General features: G+C 49.0%; 15 protein-coding genes and 1 tRNA gene. 10 read left to right on the forward strand and 6 right to left on the reverse strand.

Annotation, left to right across the window (positions count from 1 at the left end; translation table 11 throughout):
- Nucleotides 1–124 precede the first annotated feature (124 nt).
- Nucleotides 125–197 (reverse strand) — tRNA-Met (locus L6475_RS09385).
- Nucleotides 198–392: 195 nt separating this feature from the next.
- Here L6475_RS09385 and L6475_RS09390 point away from each other — a divergent pair.
- From L6475_RS09390 to L6475_RS09415, 6 genes are all read left to right on the forward strand, one after another.
- On the forward strand, nt 393–989 hold the full coding sequence (locus L6475_RS09390; RefSeq protein WP_237819350.1) for a TetR/AcrR family transcriptional regulator: 597 nt from the start codon (nt 393–395) through the stop codon (nt 987–989).
- Nucleotides 990–1,041: 52 nt separating this feature from the next.
- The gene (gene fabG / locus L6475_RS09395) at nt 1,042–1,779 is read left to right on the forward strand and encodes a 3-oxoacyl-[acyl-carrier-protein] reductase (RefSeq protein WP_237819352.1); all 738 of its coding nucleotides are present in this window, start codon (nt 1,042–1,044) and stop codon (nt 1,777–1,779) included.
- A gap of 53 nt (nt 1,780–1,832) precedes the next feature.
- Complete coding sequence (locus tag L6475_RS09400) at nt 1,833–2,504, forward strand: RluA family pseudouridine synthase (protein ID WP_237819354.1); 672 nt, start codon at nt 1,833–1,835, stop codon at nt 2,502–2,504.
- Nucleotides 2,501–7,171, forward strand: coding sequence for a translocation/assembly module TamB domain-containing protein (locus tag L6475_RS09405; RefSeq protein ID WP_237819356.1), 4,671 nt, complete (start codon nt 2,501–2,503; stop codon nt 7,169–7,171). The genes L6475_RS09400 and L6475_RS09405 overlap by 4 nt, the downstream gene beginning before the upstream one ends.
- Nucleotides 7,119–9,596, forward strand: coding sequence for a BamA/TamA family outer membrane protein (locus tag L6475_RS09410; RefSeq protein ID WP_237819358.1), 2,478 nt, complete (start codon nt 7,119–7,121; stop codon nt 9,594–9,596). The genes L6475_RS09405 and L6475_RS09410 overlap by 53 nt, the downstream gene beginning before the upstream one ends.
- Nucleotides 9,597–9,804: 208 nt before the next feature.
- On the forward strand, nt 9,805–10,746 hold the full coding sequence (locus tag L6475_RS09415; RefSeq protein ID WP_237819359.1) for a nucleotidyltransferase: 942 nt from the start codon (nt 9,805–9,807) through the stop codon (nt 10,744–10,746).
- A gap of 599 nt (nt 10,747–11,345) precedes the next feature.
- On the opposite strand, the gene L6475_RS09420 is transcribed toward L6475_RS09415, so the two are convergent.
- From L6475_RS09420 to rd, 4 genes are all read right to left on the reverse strand, one after another.
- Entirely contained in the window at nt 11,346–14,564 is a 3,219-nt protein-coding gene (locus L6475_RS09420) for a hypothetical protein (protein ID WP_237819361.1), read from the reverse strand.
- Nucleotides 14,565–14,623: 59 nt separating this feature from the next.
- Complete coding sequence (locus L6475_RS09425) at nt 14,624–14,866, reverse strand: hypothetical protein (RefSeq protein ID WP_237819363.1); 243 nt, start codon at nt 14,864–14,866, stop codon at nt 14,624–14,626.
- Nucleotides 14,867–15,218: 352 nt separating this feature from the next.
- Nucleotides 15,219–15,689: a transcription elongation factor GreA gene (greA, locus tag L6475_RS09430; RefSeq protein ID WP_237819365.1), complete on the reverse strand. Its 471-nt coding sequence runs from the start codon at nt 15,687–15,689 to the stop codon at nt 15,219–15,221.
- Between the two features lie 116 nt (nt 15,690–15,805).
- Complete coding sequence (gene rd / locus L6475_RS09435; RefSeq protein ID WP_237819367.1) at nt 15,806–15,964, reverse strand: rubredoxin; 159 nt, start codon at nt 15,962–15,964, stop codon at nt 15,806–15,808.
- A 202-nt stretch (nt 15,965–16,166) separates the two neighbouring features.
- Here rd and L6475_RS09440 point away from each other — a divergent pair, with 202 nt between their 5' ends.
- From L6475_RS09440 to glmM, 4 genes are all read left to right on the forward strand, one after another.
- Nucleotides 16,167–16,667 carry a nitroreductase family protein gene (locus L6475_RS09440; RefSeq protein WP_237819369.1) on the forward strand — a complete coding sequence of 167 codons (501 nt, stop codon included), beginning with the start codon at nt 16,167–16,169 and terminating at the stop codon, nt 16,665–16,667.
- 10 nt (nt 16,668–16,677) lie between these two features.
- Entirely contained in the window at nt 16,678–17,715 is a 1,038-nt protein-coding gene (locus L6475_RS09445) for a bifunctional oligoribonuclease/PAP phosphatase NrnA (protein WP_237819371.1), read from the forward strand.
- Between the two features lie 117 nt (nt 17,716–17,832).
- Entirely contained in the window at nt 17,833–18,453 is a 621-nt protein-coding gene (locus tag L6475_RS09450) for a DUF4827 domain-containing protein (RefSeq protein WP_237819373.1), read from the forward strand.
- Nucleotides 18,450–19,823 carry a phosphoglucosamine mutase gene (gene glmM / locus L6475_RS09455; protein WP_237819374.1) on the forward strand — a complete coding sequence of 458 codons (1,374 nt, stop codon included), beginning with the start codon at nt 18,450–18,452 and terminating at the stop codon, nt 19,821–19,823. Before L6475_RS09450 ends, glmM begins: the two co-directional genes overlap by 4 nt.
- Nucleotides 19,824–19,839: 16 nt before the next feature.
- On the opposite strand, the gene L6475_RS09460 is transcribed toward glmM, so the two are convergent.
- Nucleotides 19,840–21,282 carry a sodium:solute symporter gene (locus L6475_RS09460; RefSeq protein WP_237819375.1) on the reverse strand — a complete coding sequence of 481 codons (1,443 nt, stop codon included), beginning with the start codon at nt 21,280–21,282 and terminating at the stop codon, nt 19,840–19,842.
- Nucleotides 21,283–21,287: the final 5 nt, after the last annotated feature.

Here is a 21,287-nt window from a genome sequence, read left to right on the forward strand (position 1 = left end):
TTAGCCCCATCAAAACCCATCAGCCAAAAGGGACGCTTTGCTTGCAAAGAACTGCGACCAGGAGCATGTGAAGAGCCCTGACGAAGAAAAACGAAAATAGCCAGTCAATTGACTGGCTATTGAGTTGCGGAGGCAGGACTCGAACATGCGACCTCCAGGTTATGAGCCTGGCGAGCTACCAACTGCTCCACTCCGCGATATTAATATTTAGCTTATCTTTTAAGCGGGTGCAAAGGTACGACTATTTTTTCAATTACCCAAATTTTTGCAAAACTTTTTTCAAAAACAGTACTTTTTACCCAACAACTCTTGCGCAATTAAAATAAAAAACATAATTTTGCACACGATACAGATAATGTGCAATCATAAACAGAAAGCATAGGAGGACAAATATGTCGATATCGAAAACTAGACAACTTCTTGTAGATGTGGCTCGCCAGTTATTCGCAAAAAACGGTCTGGAGAACACAACGATGAACGACATTGCCCAAGCCTCGGGCAAAGGCCGTCGCACGCTCTACACCTATTTTAAATCAAAAGACGATATCTACTATGCCGTGATTGAGACTGAATTGGAGCGACTGAGCGACCAATTGGACGAAGTGGCAGCACGGAAAATCAGTCCTCACGAAAAGGTGATTGAACTTATCTACACCCACCTGAATATGATTCGCGAAACGGTGGTGCGCAACGGAAACCTGCGCGCCGAGTTTTTCCGCAACATCTGGATGGTCGAAAAAGTGCGCAAGCATTTCGATCTAGCTGAGGTAGAGCTGTTCCGCAAGGTATTTGCCGAAGGAAAGGAAGACGGCGAGTTCGACATTGAGAACGTGAACCTTGTGGCCGACATCTGCCACTACTGTATCAAGGGTCTGGAAGTGCCCTATATCTATGGACGTATAGCCCATGGCATGAAAGAAGAAGACACCAAGCCCCAGGTAGCCAAATTTGTTTATGGTGCACTGGGCAAACATAAATCAGCCCAATAAATGAAGGGCAACGTAAAATAACACATATTTTAAATATAAAAAGAAAAAGAAAATGGGATTATTAACTGGTAAGACTGCACTGATCACTGGTGCAGCACGTGGTATTGGAAAAGCTATCGCACTGAAATTTGCCGCCGAAGGCGCCAACGTTGCATTCACCGACTTGCAGGTGAACGAAGAAACCGAGCAGGAGATTGCTGCCCTGGGCGTAAAGGCTAAGAGCTATGCTTCGAACGCTGCCGACTTTGCTCAGACTGAAGAAGTGGTGAAGGCTGTAAAGGAAGAGTTCGGAGGTATCGATATTCTGGTGAACAATGCAGGTATCACCAAGGACGGACTGATGCTTCGCATGACCGAACAGCAGTGGGATGCCGTGATTGCCGTAAACCTGAAGTCGGCTTTCAACTTCATCCATGCCTGTGTTCCCGTAATGATGCGTCAGCGCGGTGGTTCTATCATCAATATGGCTTCAGTAGTAGGTGTACACGGCAATGCCGGACAGGCCAACTATGCTGCTTCTAAGGCTGGACTTATTGCTCTGGCAAAGAGCATCGGACAGGAGATGGGCCCCAAGGGCATCCGTGCCAACGCCATTGCTCCTGGATTCATTGAGACTGCTATGACTGCTGCCCTTTCCGACGAGGTGCGCGAGGAATGGAAGAAGAAGATTCCTCTCCGTCGCGGCGGACAGGTAGAAGATATTGCCAACACTGCCCTGTATCTGGCCAGCGACCTCAGTTCGTATGTGAACGGTCAGGTGATTCAGGTAGATGGCGGCATGAACATGTAATAAGCCTCATCATAACCCCTCTCCACGAGAGAGGGGCTTTTATATTTTTCTATATGGAAGTAGTCTACGAAGACAACCATATCATCATTGTCAACAAAGAGAGCGGCGAAATTGTTCAGGGCGACAAAACTGGCGATACTCCGCTCTCTGACATCGTGAAGCAATACATCAAAGAGAAGTACCAGAAACCTGGCGAAGTGTTTCTGGGAGTGGTACACCGACTCGACCGGCCTGTTGCAGGACTGGTGGTCTTTGCCCGTACATCAAAGGCACTGACCAGACTGAACAAGATGTTTGCAGAAAGCGATGTGCACAAAACCTACTGGGCCATTACCAAAAACACGCCCAAGGAGCCGGAAGGACGGCTCACCCACTGGCTGGTGCGCAACGAACAGCAGAACAAGAGCTATGCCTACGATACAGAGAAGCCTCACTCAAAGAAAGCTGTTCTGGACTACAAAGTGATAGGCCATAGCGATAACTACTGCCTGATAGAAGTTAAACTGCTGACTGGCCGCCACCATCAGATTCGCTGTCAGCTGGCGGCTATGGGCTGTCCCATCCGCGGTGACCTGAAATACGGAGCCAAGCGTTCGAACCCCGATGGCAGTATATCGCTGCAATCGCACCATGTAGAATTTATACACCCCGTTTCCAAACAACTCATCAGTCTGGAAGCACCCCTACCCCACGACCCGTTATGGAAAAGTTTCAGTAAACAATGAAAAAAGTATTCATCTGGATAGGACTGATTCTGCTGAGTCCAGTACTATTGTTTCTCATACTGACCTTCCTTCTCTATCTACCACCCATTCAGAACTGGGCAGTAGATAAAGTTGCTGAGATGGCCTCCGACGAGAGCGGCATGACGGTAACAGTAGATGAGGTGAGGCTGAGTTTCCCACTCGACCTGAGCATCAACGGCGTGATGGTGACCCAACAGAACGACACTATTGCCGATATTCACAGAATGGTGGCCGACGTGAAACTACTGCCACTGCTGGGCATGGAGGTGGTGGTGAACGAACTGCAGCTGAACCAAGCCAAGATAAACACGCTGAGTCTGATTCCCGATGTTCAGGTGAAAGGAACAGTGGGACTGCTGGCCATGCATTCGAAAGGCATCCAGCTGGACGAGGGAACAGTGGAACTGAACGGTGCCCGACTCACTGATGCCAACCTGACCATTCTTCTGAATGACACTGCGGCCATAGACACTACCACATCGGAACCTCTGCCATGGCTCATCAATGCCGATAGCATCACCATTCTTCGTTCAAGCATCGACCTGCACATGCCAGGCGACTCGATGCAGGTGACGGTGGGCATTGGACGTGCCAGCGCCAAGCAGGGAGTGATAGACTTATACCATAGTCTATATACGGTGAAGAGTTTTGAATGGAGTGATGGTGCAGTGGCCTATCACCTGCCTTTCGAACCGATGGTGAACGAGGGGATGGACTTCAATCACCTCTCATTTACGGATGTCAATCTGGCCATTGACTCCATCTATTTCTGTGCGCCCAACCTGGCCCTGAAAATAAGACAGGCCGCACTGAACGAACAGAGCGGACTGCAACTGACACAACTGGCAGGAACCATACTCATGGACTCAGTAGGACTACGACTGCCGAGTCTGCTGCTCGCTACACCTTATTCTAATATACACACACGCGCAACTGTCGATTTCAACGTGATGGACTCTATCCAGCCCGGACAGATTCAACTGAACCTCAACGCTCAACTGGGCAAGGAAGACCTGATGCTCTTTATGGCAGACATGCCTGAGAAGTTCCGCAACAGATGGCCGGAATGGCCACTCACCATCACAGCCGACATGCACGGAAATATGGAAAAGGCAGAGATTAACGAACTGGAACTGACACTGCCCACTGCCCTGCATGCAAAGGCATGGGGACAGACGGAACAGCTGATGGACATGGACCGACTGTTTGCTCAGCTCAACGTAGAGGCTCAGAGTTATGACCTGTCGTTCACACAACCACTGGCCGACCTTCCCGATGATATCCGTATTCCGCAAGGCATAGGGCTGAACGCCATTCTGCATGCCAACGGTCCTCGCTATCAGGCAAACATTGTGGCCACACAAGGTAAAGGAAGGGTAAAAGCAGAGGGATGGTTCAACCAGCGCAACATGAGCTATGATGCCAGTATGATGATTGCCGCACTCGACCTGCACAAGTTCCTGCCCAAGCAGTCTCTCTACCAGCTCTCAGCAAAGGCGAAGGTGAAGGGAAAAGGTACCGACTTTATGAAACGTACCTGCTGGATGGAGGCCGATGCCAGTATAGACAGTCTGAAATACGGAAACATGAAGGTGGACAGCATTGCTGCCACTGCCAGACTGAATAATGGACACGGGGTGGTAGCCGTAGAGGGACACAACCAGCTGCTGCAAGGAAAACTGAGCATCGATGCACTCCTCGACACAAAGAATATCAGCGCAACAATCGGGGCCGACCTGCAAAAACTAGACTTCCAAGCACTGCAGGTATCGGAAAACCAACTGACTATTGGCATGTGTGGCCATATTGATGTGGAGAGTAATCTGGCTGAACGTCACCGACTGTCGGGACTGATAGGCGACATCTACATACAAGACTCGCTGAACCTGTATCGCCCTGATGATGTAGGCATTACTATTCGCACTCAGGCCGACACTACGCTATTCCGACTGCAGAGTGGCGACATGATTGTGAAGGCTGACGCCAGCGGAGGCTACGAGCTGTTGATGCAGCAGTTTGAACTACTGTCTGACAGTTTGATGGCCCAGTTCAAGAACAGGACCATCAATCTTGAGAACATCAAGCACGTACTGCCCAACGCCCGACTGTTTGTGACCAGCGGACGAAACAATCCCATCGCCAACATGCTCAGCGCATCGGTGAACACTTACTTCAAGGAACTGAACATCGACTTGCGCACACAACAGAATATTGGTATCAACGGCGATGCATACGTGTACTCGCTCAACGCCGACTCGATACGTATTGATACCATCCGACTCAGATTGCGTGAATCTGAACATGGTCTGACCTATCAGGGACAGGTGACCAACGACCGCCGAAACCCGCAGTTTGTGTTCAACGCCCTGCTCGACGGCTCGTTCAAAGAGAACGGCGCCGTGACGGGCATCCGATTCTACGACGAGAAAGGTTTGTTGGGCCTACGACTGGGAGCAAAAGCCACAATCGAGGAACACGGCATGCGCGTTCACCTGTTGCCCGAGCGCCCCACATTGGGCTATCGGGAGTTTAAACTGAATGCCGACAACTTCCTGTTCCTGGGCAACGACCTGAAACTTCAGGCTAAGGTTGACTTGATTGCTGACGATGGAACTGGTGTGAAGATCTATTCTGAAGATCAGGATTCTACTACGTTGCAGGACCTCACTGTCAGCCTCTACCGCTTCGATCTGGAGAAACTGACATCGGCCATTCCTTATCTGCCTCGTATCTCCGGTACGCTCAACGGCGACTATCACCTGATCATGGATCAGGACGAGCATATCTCTGTGGCCAGCGATATGAACATAGCACACCTGACCTATGAGAGTAGTCCGGTGGGCAATGTCAGCACTGAGTTTGTCTATATGCAACGTGAGGACGACACGCACGCCCTCGAGGCAATCATGATGCTGGAAGAACGTGAGGTACTTACCCTGAAAGGTAGCTATAAGAATCAGGACGAGGGTAGTTTCGATGCCACGCTGAAACTGCTGCACACTCCAATGGATATTGTCAACGGTTTCGTGCCCGACCAGTTAATTGGTTTGGAGGGCTATGCCGATGGCGAGATGGCTGTGAAAGGAACGATGAGCAAGCCACAGGTGGACGGTGAGATTATCCTCGACTCTGCCTTCCTGGTGAGTAAGCCTTACGGTATGCAGTTGCGATTCGACAACGACCCCGTGCGTGTCATCAACTCACAACTATTGCTCGAGAACTTCACCATGTATGCCTACAACGACAACCCGCTTAATATCATGGGCAACATTGACTTCCATGATATGAACCGCATCACAACCGACCTGCGCATACGTGCCCGCAATTTCCAGCTCATCAATGCTAAACAGACCAAAGAATCGATAGCCTACGGTAAGGCATACATGAACTTCTTTGCACGCATGAGCGGACGACTGGATCAGTTGCAGATGCGCGGAAGACTGGACTTGCTGGGTACTACCGACCTGACTTACCTGTTGCTGGACTCGCCTCTTTCAGGCGATAACCGCATGGACGAACTGGTGAAGTTCACCGACTTCTCGGACGAGACACAGGCAAAGGTTGAAAAGCCTGTTCCTGACGGACTGAACGTTGACATCACCATCAGTATCGACCCGGGTGTTCACGTGAGGTGCGGACTCGACGTTGACCAGACAAACTATGTGGACTTGTTTGGCGGAGGCGACCTCAGCATGAAATACAATTCCGATGGTATCAACATGACTGGCCGCTATACCATGTCAAGCGGTTCAATGAAGTACTCACTGCCCGTCATCCCACTGAAAACGTTTACGATTCAGGACGGAAGCTACGTAGAGTTTACCGGCGACCCGATGAACCCACGACTGAACCTTACGGCCACCGAACGCACAAAAGCATCTGTAGGACAGGAAGGCGAACAGAGCAGGAGCGTGGCGTTCGACTGTGGTGTGGTCATCACCAAAACACTCAACGATATGGGTCTGGAGTTCATCATCTCGGCACCTGAAGATATGACGGTAGCCAACGAACTGACTGCGATGACACCTGAACAGCGAGGCAAGCTGGCTGTTACGATGCTCACTACAGGCATGTATCTGGCCGACGGAAACACCAGCGGTTTCTCCATGAACTCGGCTCTCAGCTCGTTCCTACAAAGCGAGATCAACAATATTACCGGCAGCGCACTGAAGACACTCGACTTGAGCGTAGGCCTCGACAACACCACCGATGCTACAGGCGAGACACGTACAGACTATTCATTCAAGTTTGCCAAGCGTTTCTGGAACAATCGCCTGAAAGTGCAGATAGGTGGAAAGATATCGTCGGGCAACGAGATAGAAGGCGAGAAACAGTCGTTCTTTGACAATGTGGCAATGGAATACCGACTGACACCTACCTCGAACCAATATGCCAAACTGTTCTACAACCAGAACGTGTATGACTGGCTCGACGGATATACCAGTGAATACGGAGGCGGCTACATGTGGAAACGCAAACTGAACACCTTTATGGAAATATTCCAAATCTGGGGCAAACAGCAGACACCCATGATGCCACGCACCACAGGACAGTCAACGTTACTGCCTCGCACCACTCTTAACAGACCAAAAGATGAGAAGCTACAGATTAAGACAGATAGCATCAAGACAGACAGCATACGATAGAATGAAAAAGGCTCTACAACGTTCTATAGTGTTCATCAGCCTGACAGGACTGTATGCGTGTTCCACCACAAAGACAGTGCCTGACGACGACCAGTTGTTTACTGGCCTTACCAAGATTGAATACAAAGGGTACGACGAGAAACAACAGAAAGAGCATTTCATCAATACACAGGAAGAGATAGAGGCTGCTCTGGCCACTGCCCCCAACGGTGCACTGTTTGGTTCCCCCTACTATCGCACACCCTTCCCTTATCGCCTGTGGATTTACAACTACAGCTACGGCTCTCACGGAAAGTTCAAACAATGGCTGAACAAATCGTTCGGTAAGGCACCTGTTCTGATGAGCCAGATAAACCCTTCACTCCGTGCCTCGGTGGGACGTTCAGTACTGCGCAACAATGGCTATCTGCATGGAGATGTCAGTTTCACTGAAGTGCCACAGAAAAGCAAGAAGAAAATGAAGATTGGCTATACCGTCAATCTCGACTCGCTGTTTCTGGTTGACAGCATGGCCTACGTAGGATTCCCTGCCGACATGCAACAGCTCATCGACTCAACGCTCGACGATGCATATATAAAAAAAGGTGTACCTTTCACGGTGGCAAACCTTGACGCAGAGCGCCAACGTATCTCACGACTGATGCGCAACAACGGCTATTACTACTATCAGCCCAGTTTTGCATCGTTTCTGGCCGACACGTTCGACATTCCCAATCGTGCAAAACTGCGCCTGCAGATGGCTGACTCGCTGCCACAACAAGCGCTACAGAAATGGTATATAGGAAGTCTGAGGATGACTTTGCAACGCACCGCACGCGAACAACTTACCGACAGTGCCGGCCGACACTTTCTGAAACTATATTATAGCGGAAAGAAACCGCCTATCCGTCCAAGCGTGATTCTTCGCGACCTGAAACTGCGCCCACGACAGTTGTATAGCTACGACAAATATATCGCCTCTATGCAGAACATCAACTCAGTGGGACTGTTCAGTTCGACCGACTTCAAGTTCGTGCCCCGTGAAGGTACTGACTCGCTCGATCTGTTCCTTACTTGTACTTTCGACAAACCCTACGATTTCTATTTTGAGACAAGCTATAAGAACCGTACCATCGGACGCATGGGACCTGAAGCCAAAATTGGTTTCACCCGCAGAAATGCATTCCGTGGGGGCGAAAAGATAGATATCAACCTGCATGGTTCGTATGAATGGCAGACCAGCGGCAACGATTCTGGCAACAATTCATACTCCTATGGTGTGGACGGTTCGATAGAGTTCCCACGCATCATCGCTCCTTTCATAGGCAGCGAGGAATTCAAACGCGACAAGAACGGCCGGCTGAAGCGTGATAAAAACGGAAAGATTATCCGTCCGCGTACGTTCTATTCTACCCCATGGACAGTGGCAAAAGCCTCTACCGACATCATTATGCGCCCTGGCTACTACAAGATGCATATCGTTTCGGGTGAATGGAGCTACCGCTGGCAAACATCGGAACAGCGCCTGCACCAGTTCTCACCACTCACTGTAAAATATCAGTACAAGAACAGCTACACAGACAAATTCCAGTCGCTGCTCGAAAAGCATCCCTATCTGTCGGTCACGATGGGCGACTATTTCATTCCTAAGATGCGATATACCTATACCTATTCCAACAGGTCGGGCAGTCGCTACCCCTATCGCTGGGAGACCACTATCGAGGAATCTGGAAATTTCGTGTCACTCTATTTCATGGCCAAAGGCGAAAAATGGAACACAGAGAACAAGGAACTGTTCAAAACACCGTACTCACAATTTCTTAAACTGGAGACCGACTACACCAAAACTTGGACTCTCGACCACCAGTCTCAACTGGTAGGACATATCAACGCCGGCATCATCTGGATGTTTGGCAACTCACTGAACTATCCATTCAGTGAAGGTTTCTGGGTGGGTGGTGCCAACAGCATCCGTGCCTTTTCAGCCCGTTCTATCGGACCTGGCGACTTCCGTGGAATTCCTGGCGACCGACAATCATCCTACCTGATACAGAACGGTAACTCAAAACTGGTAATGAACTTAGAGTATCGCCGCAGACTGTTTGGCAGCCTGTACGGAGCGATGTTCTTTGATGCAGGCAATATCTGGTCGGAGCGTAGTCTGACAATGGACAAAACGGAGGACATGTCGGCATCCGACATTGCTGAGGCAGATGAATGGAACGATCAGTTCACAGGTACGAAGTTTCAATTCAAGAACCTGTTCAACCAACTGGCTACAGGCACGGGACTCGGTCTGCGCTATGACCTCGAATTCCTTGTAATCCGTGTAGATTGGGGCTTTGGTCTCCATGTGCCTTACAAGACTTCAAAGTCGGGCTATTTCAACATAGAACGTTTCAAGGACATGCACTCACTGCACTTAGCAATCGGATATCCATTCTAAGATGAGAGATGAGAGATGAGAGGCAAAATACTGTGTGCTGCGGTTCCGCCGCAGCATCGGAAAAAGCCAAAAAGTAAAAGATGAGAAGGGGCGTTTATTCTTAATTTTTGTAAAGCAGTAACAAATTATTCACGCTTCACTTTTCACTCTTCACTTTTTTTGCTACTTTTGCATGCAAGATTTTTATAACTCAAATAATTCAAAACAAATGAAACCTACACTTTTTCTACTTGCTGCCGGTATGGGCAGCCGCTACGGTGGACTGAAACAGCTTGACGGACTGGGTCCTAATGGCGAAACAATCATGGACTATAGTATCTATGACGCAATCCAGGCAGGATTCGGCAAAATAGTATGGGTAATCCGTAAGGATTTCGAAGAGCAGTTCCGTACTCAGATTCTCTCAAAGTATGAGGGACAGGTACCCTGTGAACTCTGCTTCCAAGCCCTTGATGCTCTGCCCGAAGGTTTCAAGGTACCCGAAGGACGCGTAAAGCCTTGGGGAACTAACCATGCTGTGCTCATGGGTAAGGACGTGATTAAGGAGCCTTTCTGTGTTATCAACTGTGATGACTTCTACGGCCGTGACGCTTTCATGCAGATTGGTAAGTATCTGAGCAACCTGCCAGAGGGTGCAAAGAACCAGTATGCAATGGTAGGCTTCCGCGTAAGCAACACTCTTTCAGAAAATGGTACTGTAGCTCGTGGCGTTTGCGCCTACAACGAGAAGCGCCATCTGACCGACGTAGTAGAGCGCACAGAGATTGTACGTTGTGCTGAAGACGGTTCTAAGGCAGGCGAGGCTGACCAGCCCATCCGCTTCAAGGACGAGAACGGAAAATGGCAGGCTCTCGGCGAGAACGTACCTGTTTCAATGAACATGTGGGGCTTTACTCCTGACTATTTTGAGCACTCTGAGGCTTATTTCAAGGAGTTCCTCAGTGATCCGAAGAACATGGAGAACCTGAAGGCTGAGTTCTTCATTCCCCTGATGGTCAACAAGCTCATCACCGAAGGCACCGCAACCTGCGAAGTCCTCGACACCACCTCAAAGTGGTTCGGCGTAACCTATGCTGCCGACCGCCAGGCCACCGTAGAGCGCATCCAGAAGCTCGTCGACGAGGGTGTCTATCCCAACAAGCTGTTCTAAGCCGACTATTCTTTTAATAACCAAGCCCGAAAACTCATCCAACAAAAGTTTTCGGGCTTTTTCTTTGTTTTATCAGAAATCTTTTTTTACTCGCAGACCACGCATGACAAGGGTAACGGGACTACACTAAATATATGAAAAGACGTTTCTGACGTTTTATCTGTGGCACATTGAACTCGCAGTATAAAACATCGCTGTCGGGCGTAATGTAACTTCGAGAATCTTGTGAAGAATCGTAAGCAAACATAAAGACAAGACGCAATAGCCCTGTTTTTCTAAAAAGACAGGAATTTACTCGCAATACAGTAAGACAAGACAGGAATTTACTCGCAATACAGTAAGAAAAAAAACATCTGCTCCATCTGCTCCCTTGCTGACTAACAGGCGTTTACGGGGAGCAGATAAGGGAGCAGACGGAGCAGATGTCATTGATGATTCTTGAACAAAGATCCAGGCTTTGGGGCTGAAATTTTTTAAAAAAGGCCAGGCTTTAGGGCTGCAAATTTTAAAAAAAGGGGCCAGGCTTTGGGGCTGCAAAAAAGTCCTGCGCTCCCCTCTTGGGGGAATGCAGGACTTGATCGGTAGTGAATACTTGTTTTTTACTTCACGATGACCTTGGTGGCCTTTCCGTTACGAACGATGATGTTCAGTCCGCGCTGCATCTTGCTGACCTTTGCGCCTGTGAGGGTGAAGATGCCCTCCATCTCAGCCTTGGCGTTCCTGACGCTGTCGATGCCGGTAGTGATAGGACCGTTCCAGTCGGAGTTGTCGCCCTTAGCGACGAGCTTCAGGGTCCAGCCGCCTACAGAGTACCAGTTGCCCGTAAATGCCTTCTCGTTCAGTCCGGCAACGCCGGTCTTTGTTCCGATGGTCAGCACGTGGTTGGTCACTACAGCTGTCATGATCTGATGTTTCCAGCCGCGTCCTTCACCGTTGTTGGCGTTGTAGATAGCTGTATAGAAAGCGTACTGAGGATCAGTCTCTTCCAATCCGCCTTCAATGATGGTTTTAGCGTTTTCCCACAGCGCACCGTATTTGTCGGAGGCAATGACCTGCGTCTCGCCGTCCATGTAGTAGTCGAGAGGAATCTCTACGAATGCCGTGTCGGCCTCGGCCACAGATGTGAAGATATAGGCCCCTTCAGCCGGAGTGCGGGTATAGACGCCCACCTCGTAGGTTCCGTTGGGCAGGTCGGTCACTTCCTGCCATCCCATGAAGCCCACCAGACCGATGTGGTCAATCACCTCTTGTGTATCGGGATCCTTCAGGTCCTCAGAGTTATAAGAGTCGATGTAACGTGTGTTGCTGCCGTCGAACCACTGTCCGCTGGTTGTGTTCTTGTCGCCGTTGCCGAGAACGAAGTGCCATCCGCTCTCCTCTTCGAGGTTGGGGTTCAGTATGAAGGTAGTGAAGTCGGTGGCGTTCTCGTCGTCAATGATGTTCTGCCTTTTCACTTTCAGCATGAGTGAGTCCAGGGCAGCCACGTATTCCTTGACGACAGCCTCGGTCTGCATCTCGGTCACGAGCACATCTTTCTGCTCGTCCATCAATGCCTGCAAGGCAGCCTTTCCGGTGGGAAGAGCTTCGCTGGCCACAGTGTTGGCAGTGTTGTAGGCCGGTATGTAGGTGTACAAATAGTTGAAGGTGTGCTTCACGATGCTGTCGATCTTGGTGTAGGTGGCAGCGTCGCTTCCAATCCAGTTGATTGAGAAGTCGTAGGCGAACTCTGCAATTTCCTCGGCAGCCCCGTAGCCCTCACCGCCGTTCTTGGCCAGTGTCTCTGCGATGGTGGGCAAAGTCTTGCCCTCCTGCATGTACTCCTTGTACTTAGCCTCACTCTCCTGAGCCGTCTGGATGGCAGCTTTGAGGGCAACCATTGCAGGAATGTAGTCGGTCGTAGCACTATACTTGGCGATAGTGTCGTTCAGCGCCTTCTTGTCGGCGGCAAAGTGCATCTTGCCAGCCAGTTCATTGGCAACAGCCACCTTTGCGTCGAACGTAGTCTTTAAGTCATCGGGGGTAGCCTCGCCCAGATAGTTCAGTTTGAAGTTAGTGGCGAGGAACCAGCCAGCTGAGCCCGAACCGGTACCTGTACCCTCGGCACCGATGGTGAGGACTCCGTCCACCACGAGCACCTTCTGTTCAGCCGTCATGCTCAGCGTCTCCCAGTTACTATTGTCATATCCTTCCGTGGTCAGGCTTGACGAGATATTCTTCTCGATTGTGCTCTCGGCATAGACGTGCTGATCGGTCAGGCATTCTGTCTGAGTAATTAAGTCGGCACTTACGGTGTAATATCCGTTGGGCAGTCCTTCGATGGTCTGGCCTACGGCGATGGTTCCGCTGATGTTGCTGCCCCATGCGTTCCAGCAGCTGCGTCCCCGCTGCCAGTTCAGTCGCTGGTCGCCGCCGGTATAGGTACCCGTCACCTTCCAGCCCTCGCTGGTCAGGTCGTCGTTCGAGCTGCCTTCAACATAGTCAGCTGCGTTCGGGAAGGTGTATGTTCCTTCGTTGTATGTGGGTTGTGCGGTCTCCTTGATGAACCAGGGGCTCTTCACTAAGAAGGTGTAGTCGGCAGGATTGTCAACAGTAGCCACCTGAGTGAAGTAGTAGGCGCGGATGGCAGCATTGCCTTCCTCTACAGCGCCCAGAATCCATGCAGCGAAGTCTTCGCCTTCGCCGGTGTACGGGCCTTCCTTGTAGTAGAGAAGCTTCACCATTACGGTCTGGAAGTCGGCCTTGCCAGGATAGTCGGTGGCCTGCATGATCTGGTCCATCTTATTCAACATGGCATCCACGTTCGCTGCCTCGGCAATGGCAGCCCTGAACTTTTCCATGACGGCATCGGCTGCGTCGACGGCTACGGAGAAAGCATCGAGATCCTCTGTGTCAATGCCTTCCAATTCGAAGCTGTAGTCACCAATCTGACCAGCCAAACCATCGTATCCTAATGCGGTGGCCTGTCCTGCAAGGTCGTCGCAATCACTCTTCATGGCTTGAAGGATTTCAGTTGGATTGGCCTCGCCAATCTTGTAGAGCTTGATGCCGTCGAGGGCTACGATAGGCATGCCGCCTGAACCGGCGTTGGCAGCCTGATAGCCGAACTGCATGCTGAAACGGGCCGTGGGGGTGAACTCGAATGAGTGCTTTACCCACTGTTGCGACTGAATGAGTGTAGCATCCTCATCCTTGAACACTTCTTTGCGGCACTTCACCTGCGAGAGGTCAGTAACCGAACTGGTGGTGTTTGAGTTGATGTTGATGGTCCAGTACTCCAGACGATACTTGGCGCAGGGCAGTTTCACCTCCTGCTTGTAGATGGCCATACCTCCCCAGCCGGCGCGCAGATAGACGAATCCGTTGCCTGCTTCGAACTCACCGTTAGCTGGGCGGGCAGGCACTACCAGATAGGTGGTGCCGTCGTCGGAGATAGGCACTGCCGTTGCAGACAGATCGTAAGGAACTGAGCCGAAGTAAGTCCACTCACAAGCAGGGAATGTACCAGACGACTCCATCGTCCATCCCTGAATCTGACCCTTGAATCCGTTCACGGCCTCCATCTTGCGACCGTCGGGACGGTTCTTCGAACTGGTGCTCTTCGGGCGAGCATACACGGTGTTGTCGGCTGCGATGTAGGCCCAGCTTCGGTCAGAAAGCGACGTAGTGGTGCTCACAGCTTCCTTCATCGTACCATCGGCTTGGAACGTGAGGTCCTCGTCGAAACCGGCATTCTTGATGAGAAACGTTTTGTCCTCAACCTGTGCGAACGATGGCATGGCCATCATGGCACCCATTGCGAAAAGTAAAAAATGTTTCATTTGAAAAAATATTAGTTAGTAAAAAAAAACGCCTTCTTTTTTTTTCATGTCTTTCTCGTTTAATTCTTGGCACCCAGTATTTCGCCGTTTGTCTGCTTTTCGTATTTCTTCTGGAGGCTGCGCAGTTGCTCGGCAGTCACTCCTCGCTGCATCAGTTGTTTGACAATATAATGACGCGACACGCCGTTGGCGTGCTGCTCTATCACAAAATCCATGATTTGATCGTCGATCATGACCGACTGTGCCCACCCCATACTGAAAATCAACATAAGGCATGTTATCATTGCGGCTGTTCGTTTCATTTACAAGTCTGCGTTATTTACAATTTAAGTTATTATTGCTGTCCGATAAGACGAGAGCTTAACGACTGCTATTTTTTTGACTGTCCATTAATTTTTATTCACTGATTTACAACCACTTGCCGGCTCGTCCCCTGTTGTGTCGGCTCAGCGCAGTATTTTCATCGGGCACTGATAAAAAAATATAATGATGTATAATATTGTACATCATGACTACAGGTCTCGGAAGCACGTTTCCTTTGCACTGTACCCCATTTTTGGCAGCAAAGTTAAGCAAGTTTCACAACATTTCCAAGTATTTCGCCATTTATATACCAAAATCACCACAAAATAATGATAAATGACACCTTATTAATTATATAAGTCGGGTGATATTGTCGATGCGCAGTTTCAGCATTCCTGCTGGAACTTGCACTTCCACAATATCACCCACTTTTTTGTTTAATAATGCTTGAGCGATTGGTGACTTGATAGAGATTTTCCCTTCACGGAGATTGGCCTCGTGCGGACTGGCAATGGTATATGCCATGTGAGCCTGATTGTTCATATTGGTCATATCAACCTTACAAAGCAGACCAACACTGTCAGAACTCAGTTTTGAAGTATCAATCACACGTGCATTCTCCAACACACGCTGCATAAAACGGATACGTCCCAACAAACGGCCTTGCTCGCGCTTGGCAGCATGATATTCAAAATTCTCACTTAAATCGCCTTTATCACGTGCTTCAGCAATAGCATCACGCACCTGAGGAAGTTCTACTTTTTCCAACTGTTGCAACTCGGCTACCAGCTTATCGTAGCCTTCTTGTGACATATATTCCATTTGCTTTTCTTGTTTTTGGGCTACAAAGGTACAAAGAATCTGAGAAAAAACAAGGAGACTTGCTTCATCTTTGTAAAGACGAAGCAAGCCTCAAAGTAATTATTCGAAAAATATCGTTAGGCTTCGACAAATTCTTCTTTACCAACACCACATAGAGGGCATACCCAATCATCGGGAAGGTCTTCGAAAGCCGTTCCTGCGGGAATGCCGTTTTCAGGATCACCTACTGTAGGATCATACTCATAGCCACAAGTGCCACATACATACTTTTTCATTTTCTTTTTTGTTTTAGGGGTTAATAATTTGTTTTCTCACCAAATTGAGTTCACTTCAAAATGGCAAACTTTAGTTAATTCGCAACTTCTGTCGCAAAGATAAGAAAAAAAACTAAACTTATATCGTTTTCACCAAGAAAATTGATTAAATCAACAAAAAAGCACTACCTTTGCAACCAAAACAAGAAAGGGAGAAACAAAAATGAAAAACTTTTTAGAACTTGTACAGAACCGTTACAGCAGCCGCAACTATCAGGCACGCAGCGTGGAGAAAGATAAATTGGATTATATCATGGAATGTGTTCGCCTGGCTCCATCGGCTGTCAACAAGCAGCCCTGGCGTTTTCATATTGTGACCAGCGATGAGGAAAAGGTGAAGGTACAGCAGTGCTACAAGCGCGATTGGATCAACACTGCTCCAATGTATATCATCGCCTCTATTCTGCACGATGAGGAATGGGTGCGTCGCGACGGCAAGCATCACGGTGATATAGACATTGCCATTGCCGTTGAGCACCTTTGTCTGGCAGCAACCGAACAGGAACTGGCCACCTGCTGGGTGTGCAATTTCGATGCAGCCCTTTTGAAGGAGCAGTTTAATCTGCCCGAAAACGAGGAGCCTGCAGTGATTATTCCATTGGGATATGCTGCCGACGAACTGAGAGAAAAGAACCGCAAGTCCATAGAGGAGATAACGGACTAATCCTATCTACATGCTGAAAGAAATTATTTCACAAGTGGAGTGCGAGCAGTTGCAAGCACTGATAAGCCAAAGCGAAACCATTCTTTGTGTGTGCCACCAGAATCCCGATGGGGATGCCTTGGGTGCGTCATTGGGTTGGGCAGAAGTGTTAAGAACCTTTTTTGGAAAAGCCACTCAGGTCATCGTTCCCGACCAGTATCCCGACTACCTGCATTGGATGCCCAATACCGATAAGATTATTCGTTACGACAAGCATAAAGAAGGATGCGACTGGACATTCCAGCATGCCGACCTTATATTCTGTCTTGATTTCAATACATCCAGTCGTGTAGGCGACATGCAGGCTGCACTTGATGCCTCGCCTGCACCAAGAGTGCTCATTGACCATCATCTGGAGCCTGACATTCCCAGTGTTATCACCATCTCGCACCCTGAAGCCTGCTCAACCTGTGAGCTGGTGTTCCGCCTCACTTGGCAAATGGGCGCATTCGAACAGATGACTAAGCACTTTGCTATTCCCGTCTATTGCGGCATGATGACCGACACAGGCGCATTCACCTACAACTCTGACAATTGCGATGTTTATTTTATCATCAGCCAGTTGCTCACCAAACACATCAACAAAGACAAAATCTACCGCAATGTTTATCACAATTTCTCGGAAGACCGTCTACGCCTGATGGGCTATGTGATGTATCAGCGTCTGGTGGTTGACAGTCAGCGTCATGCCTCCTACTTCACTTTGACACGCCAGGATTTGAAGCGTTTCAACTTCATAAAAGGAGATGCCGAAGGACTCGTGAACATGCCGCTGCAGATAAAAGGACACAAGCTGAGTATCTCGCTGCGTGAAGATACTGAGAAAGAGAACACTATTTGGGTGAGTCTTCGCTCGGTAGATCAGTTCCCTTGCAATGAGGTAGCAGCACGTTTCTTCAATGGAGGTGGACACTTGAATGCCTCTGGCGGCCGACTTTACTGCAGCATGGAAGAGGCTGTAAAAATAGCCCAGCAAGCCATTCTTGCATTCGAGAACCAGTTGAAATAGAGACGAATGGAAGAGTCTTAATTTTTGTCAAGCAGAAGAAAATTCTTCACTCTTCACTTTTCACTCTTCACTAAAAGCATTACCTTTGCACGGAAATACGTATTTTTTATTCGATATATGAAGAAATTATCCCATTTGCTCATAATCTTTGCCGGCTTTAGTTTTCTTACTGCCTGCAACGACTATGAGACCTACGCTGACCAAAAAGCCAAAGAGCGCGATGGCATCAGCGATTTCATCAGCTACAGAAATATCAAGGTTATCGAAGAAGCACAGTTTCATGCTCAGGGCGACAGCACTGGTGCAGACGAATATGTATATATGAACAATAGTGGTGTGTATATGCAAATCGTCAACAAAGGCAGTGGATCGGCTGTGAAAGACAAAGAGAATGTCAATCTCTATGTTCGTTTCATGGAACGCAGTATTTTCGACACCACAACTGTTTATACGAATTTCTACGATGCCTATGATCCTGACGTGATGAACGTTTCAAGAACGGGAAACAACTTTACGGCATCGTTTACCTCTGGTCTGATGCTGAACCGCTACAGTGCTTCGGTACCTTCGGCATGGCTTGTTCCATTAAGCTATATTAAAGTGGGAGCTCCTACTGCCACCGAGAACGTGTCACAGGTTCGCCTCATCGTTCCTCACACTCAGGGACATACCGTAGCTTCAAGCAATGTATATCCATATTTTTACGAAATAACATTTCAAAGACAACCTGGTCTATGACATTAATCAAATCAATTTCTGGTATCCGCGGTACTATAGGCGGACCTACGGGCGATACGCTCAATCCTCTCGACATTGTTAAGTTTACAACCGCATATGCTACCTTCATTGGCGGCAAGAAAATTGTGGTAGGCCGTGACGGCCGTATTTCCGGCCCGATGGTACGCGACGTAGTTTGCGGTACCCTCGTTGGTATGGGCTACGAAGTGATTGACATTGGTCTGGCTACCACACCAACCACCGAGTTGGCTGTACGCTGGCATGAGGCCGATGGCGGTATCATCATCACTGCCTCACACAATCCCACACAATGGAACGCCCTGAAACTGTTGAACCGTGAGGGCGAGTTCCTGACTGCTGCCGATGGTGCTGAGGTATTGCGTCTGGCAGAGGCTGAAGCCTTCAACTATGCCCCTGTAGAGAAGTTGGGTCGCGTGATTAAGGATGACACTATGAACCAGCGCCACATCCAGTCGGTGCTCGACCTGCGACTGGTGGATACTGAAGCTATCAAAGCACGCAAATTCCGCGTATGTGCCGACACCATCAACTCAGTAGGCGGTGTTATTCTGCCCGACCTGTTCAAGGCTTTGGGTGTTGACTTCGAGATTCTGAACGGTGAGTGCACAGGTCAGTTTGCACATAATCCTGAGCCCTTGGAGAAAAACCTGCAGGGCATTATGGACAAGATGCGCCAAGGAGGTTTCGACCTGGGTATCGTTGTCGATCCGGATGTGGACCGCCTGGCATTCATCTGCGAAGACGGCAAGATGTTCGGCGAAGAATACACCCTGGTAAGTGTGGCCGACTATGTATTGGCTCATGACAAGGGCAATACCGTCAGCAACCTCTCTTCTACCCGTGCGCTGCGCGATGTCACCGAGAAGCATGGCGGCAAATACACAGCAGCAGCCGTTGGTGAGGTGAACGTTACTACCAAGATGAAGGAAGTAGGTGCCGTGATTGGTGGTGAAGGCAATGGTGGTGTGATCTATCCCGAGAGCCACTACGGTCGCGATGCCCTTGTTGGTATTGGCTTGTTCCTGAGCAGTCTGGCCCAGAAAGGAATGAAGGCAAGCGAACTGCGCAAAACCTTCCCCGACTATCAGATAGCCAAGAATCGTATCGACCTCACTCCTGAAACAGATGTTGATGCCATTCTGGTAAAGGTAAAAGAAATGTTTGCCAAGGATCCCGAGGCTACTGTCAACGACATTGACGGTGTGAAGATTGATTTCCCCAACAAGTGGGTTCACCTGCGCAAATCGAACACCGAACCCATCATTCGCGTGTATAGCGAGGCACAAACCATGGCCGAAGCCGATGAGATAGGCAAGAAACTCATGCAGGTGGTTTACGACATGCAGTAAAGATTCTACATCATGTTTACTTCTTCAGCGCCAAGAGTCCGAAGAACGTAAGCATTCCATTCAACAGCAGCAGTTCATATCCGAAGTGATAATCGAACTGCTGCTTTGCTATTTGGTCAATAGTATAGCAAAGCAGAGGCGATGCCACACAGACATAAGGCACCCACCGGTCGCTCAACTCATGCCGAGTGAATAGTCCGAAAGCGAACAATCCCAACAGAGGACCGTAGGTATAGCTCACCACTGTATAGATGGCATCAATCAGACTTTTAGAGTTTACAGCATCAAACAACAGGATAAAGGCTGCAAACCATACACACATCACCATGTGGACTCTACGACGCAACCGCTCGTCATTCTCTTTCTGGCGAATATCTACACAGTAGCAGGTGGTCAGTGAAGTGAGTGCCGAATCGGCACTAGAGCAAGAGGCCGCAAGTATGCCGACTAGGAATAGAGTGAAGAGTGATGAGTGAAGAGTGAAGAATTTGCTACCGCCCATCATCATCTCTCCATGATTGGCAATGAACATCGTCAGCAAATCGTCCCCTTTCGTGGGTAAAGCCACGCCCTGCGCCTCAAAATACTGTGCAAGCAAAACGCCCAGGGCCAGAAAGAGGAAGTTGGCAGGCAGAAAGGCCAGTCCATAGGTACACATATCCTTTTGGGCATCTTTCAAAGTCTTGCAGGTCAGGTTCTTCTGCATCATATCCTGATCCAAGCCTGTCATCACAACTACAATGAACAGTCCACTGAGCAATTGCTTCCAGAACAGTGTTGGTGACGCCCAGTCGTCAAAAAAGAACACCCTACTGCGTTCATCGGCCACAATAGAGTGAAGAGCGTCTGTCAAACTGAATTCCATCTGTCCCATCACTTTATATATAATAAGGAGAAGAGCAGTAAACAGACAAAGCGTCTGAAAGGTATCTGTAAACACCAATGTACGAATACCTCCCCTTCGAGTATAAAGCCATATCAAGAAAACCATCGTAATGGTAATCAGTACAAACAGAACTTTTGAACCTCCCAGAAACGTTCCCAATATCATGCACACCACATAGAACTTCAGCGAGGCTCCGCACATTTTCGACAACAGGAAGAACCACGCCCCAGTCTTATAGCTACGCTGTCCAAGTCGTTGACCAAGATAGCTATAAATAGAGGTAAGGTTCAGTTTGTAATAAACAGGCAACAACACGAAGGCAACCACTAAATAGCCCAACACGAAACCCATGCATAGCTGCAGATAAGCCATTCCACTACTGAGCACCATGCCAGGCACGCTCACAAAGGTCACGCCCGAGATACTTGCGCCTACCATACCGAAAGCCACTAACCACCACGGTGAACGTCTCTCACCACGAAAGAATGTTGAATTAGAAGCCCGATGCACCATCAGCCGGCTTATTCCGAAAAGCACTAAGAAATAGAGTGCTATAACAACAATAATGAGCATATACT

Origin of the sequence: Prevotella sp. E9-3 (genome assembly GCF_022024015.1) — a bacterium.
Taxonomy (GTDB): domain Bacteria; phylum Bacteroidota; class Bacteroidia; order Bacteroidales; family Bacteroidaceae; genus Prevotella.

What these genes read in the sequence shown, in the direction of transcription:
- L6475_RS09390 (WP_237819350.1), top strand. Translation starts at nt 393, where the DNA reads ATGTCGATATCGAAAACTAGACAACTTCTTGTAGATGTGGCTCGCCAG.
- fabG (WP_237819352.1), top strand. Translation starts at nt 1,042, where the DNA reads ATGGGATTATTAACTGGTAAGACTGCACTGATCACTGGTGCAGCACGT.
- L6475_RS09400 (WP_237819354.1), top strand. Translation starts at nt 1,833, where the DNA reads ATGGAAGTAGTCTACGAAGACAACCATATCATCATTGTCAACAAAGAG.
- L6475_RS09405 (WP_237819356.1), top strand. Translation starts at nt 2,501, where the DNA reads ATGAAAAAAGTATTCATCTGGATAGGACTGATTCTGCTGAGTCCAGTA.
- L6475_RS09410 (WP_237819358.1), top strand. Translation starts at nt 7,119, where the DNA reads ATGAGAAGCTACAGATTAAGACAGATAGCATCAAGACAGACAGCATAC.
- L6475_RS09415 (WP_237819359.1), top strand. Translation starts at nt 9,805, where the DNA reads ATGAAACCTACACTTTTTCTACTTGCTGCCGGTATGGGCAGCCGCTAC.
- L6475_RS09420 (WP_237819361.1), bottom strand. Translation starts at nt 14,564, where the DNA reads ATGAAACATTTTTTACTTTTCGCAATGGGTGCCATGATGGCCATGCCA.
- L6475_RS09425 (WP_237819363.1), bottom strand. Translation starts at nt 14,866, where the DNA reads ATGAAACGAACAGCCGCAATGATAACATGCCTTATGTTGATTTTCAGT.
- greA (WP_237819365.1), bottom strand. Translation starts at nt 15,689, where the DNA reads ATGGAATATATGTCACAAGAAGGCTACGATAAGCTGGTAGCCGAGTTG.
- rd (WP_237819367.1), bottom strand. Translation starts at nt 15,964, where the DNA reads ATGAAAAAGTATGTATGTGGCACTTGTGGCTATGAGTATGATCCTACA.
- L6475_RS09440 (WP_237819369.1), top strand. Translation starts at nt 16,167, where the DNA reads ATGAAAAACTTTTTAGAACTTGTACAGAACCGTTACAGCAGCCGCAAC.
- L6475_RS09445 (WP_237819371.1), top strand. Translation starts at nt 16,678, where the DNA reads ATGCTGAAAGAAATTATTTCACAAGTGGAGTGCGAGCAGTTGCAAGCA.
- L6475_RS09450 (WP_237819373.1), top strand. Translation starts at nt 17,833, where the DNA reads ATGAAGAAATTATCCCATTTGCTCATAATCTTTGCCGGCTTTAGTTTT.
- glmM (WP_237819374.1), top strand. Translation starts at nt 18,450, where the DNA reads ATGACATTAATCAAATCAATTTCTGGTATCCGCGGTACTATAGGCGGA.
- L6475_RS09460 (WP_237819375.1), bottom strand. Translation starts at nt 21,282, where the DNA reads ATGCTCATTATTGTTGTTATAGCACTCTATTTCTTAGTGCTTTTCGGA.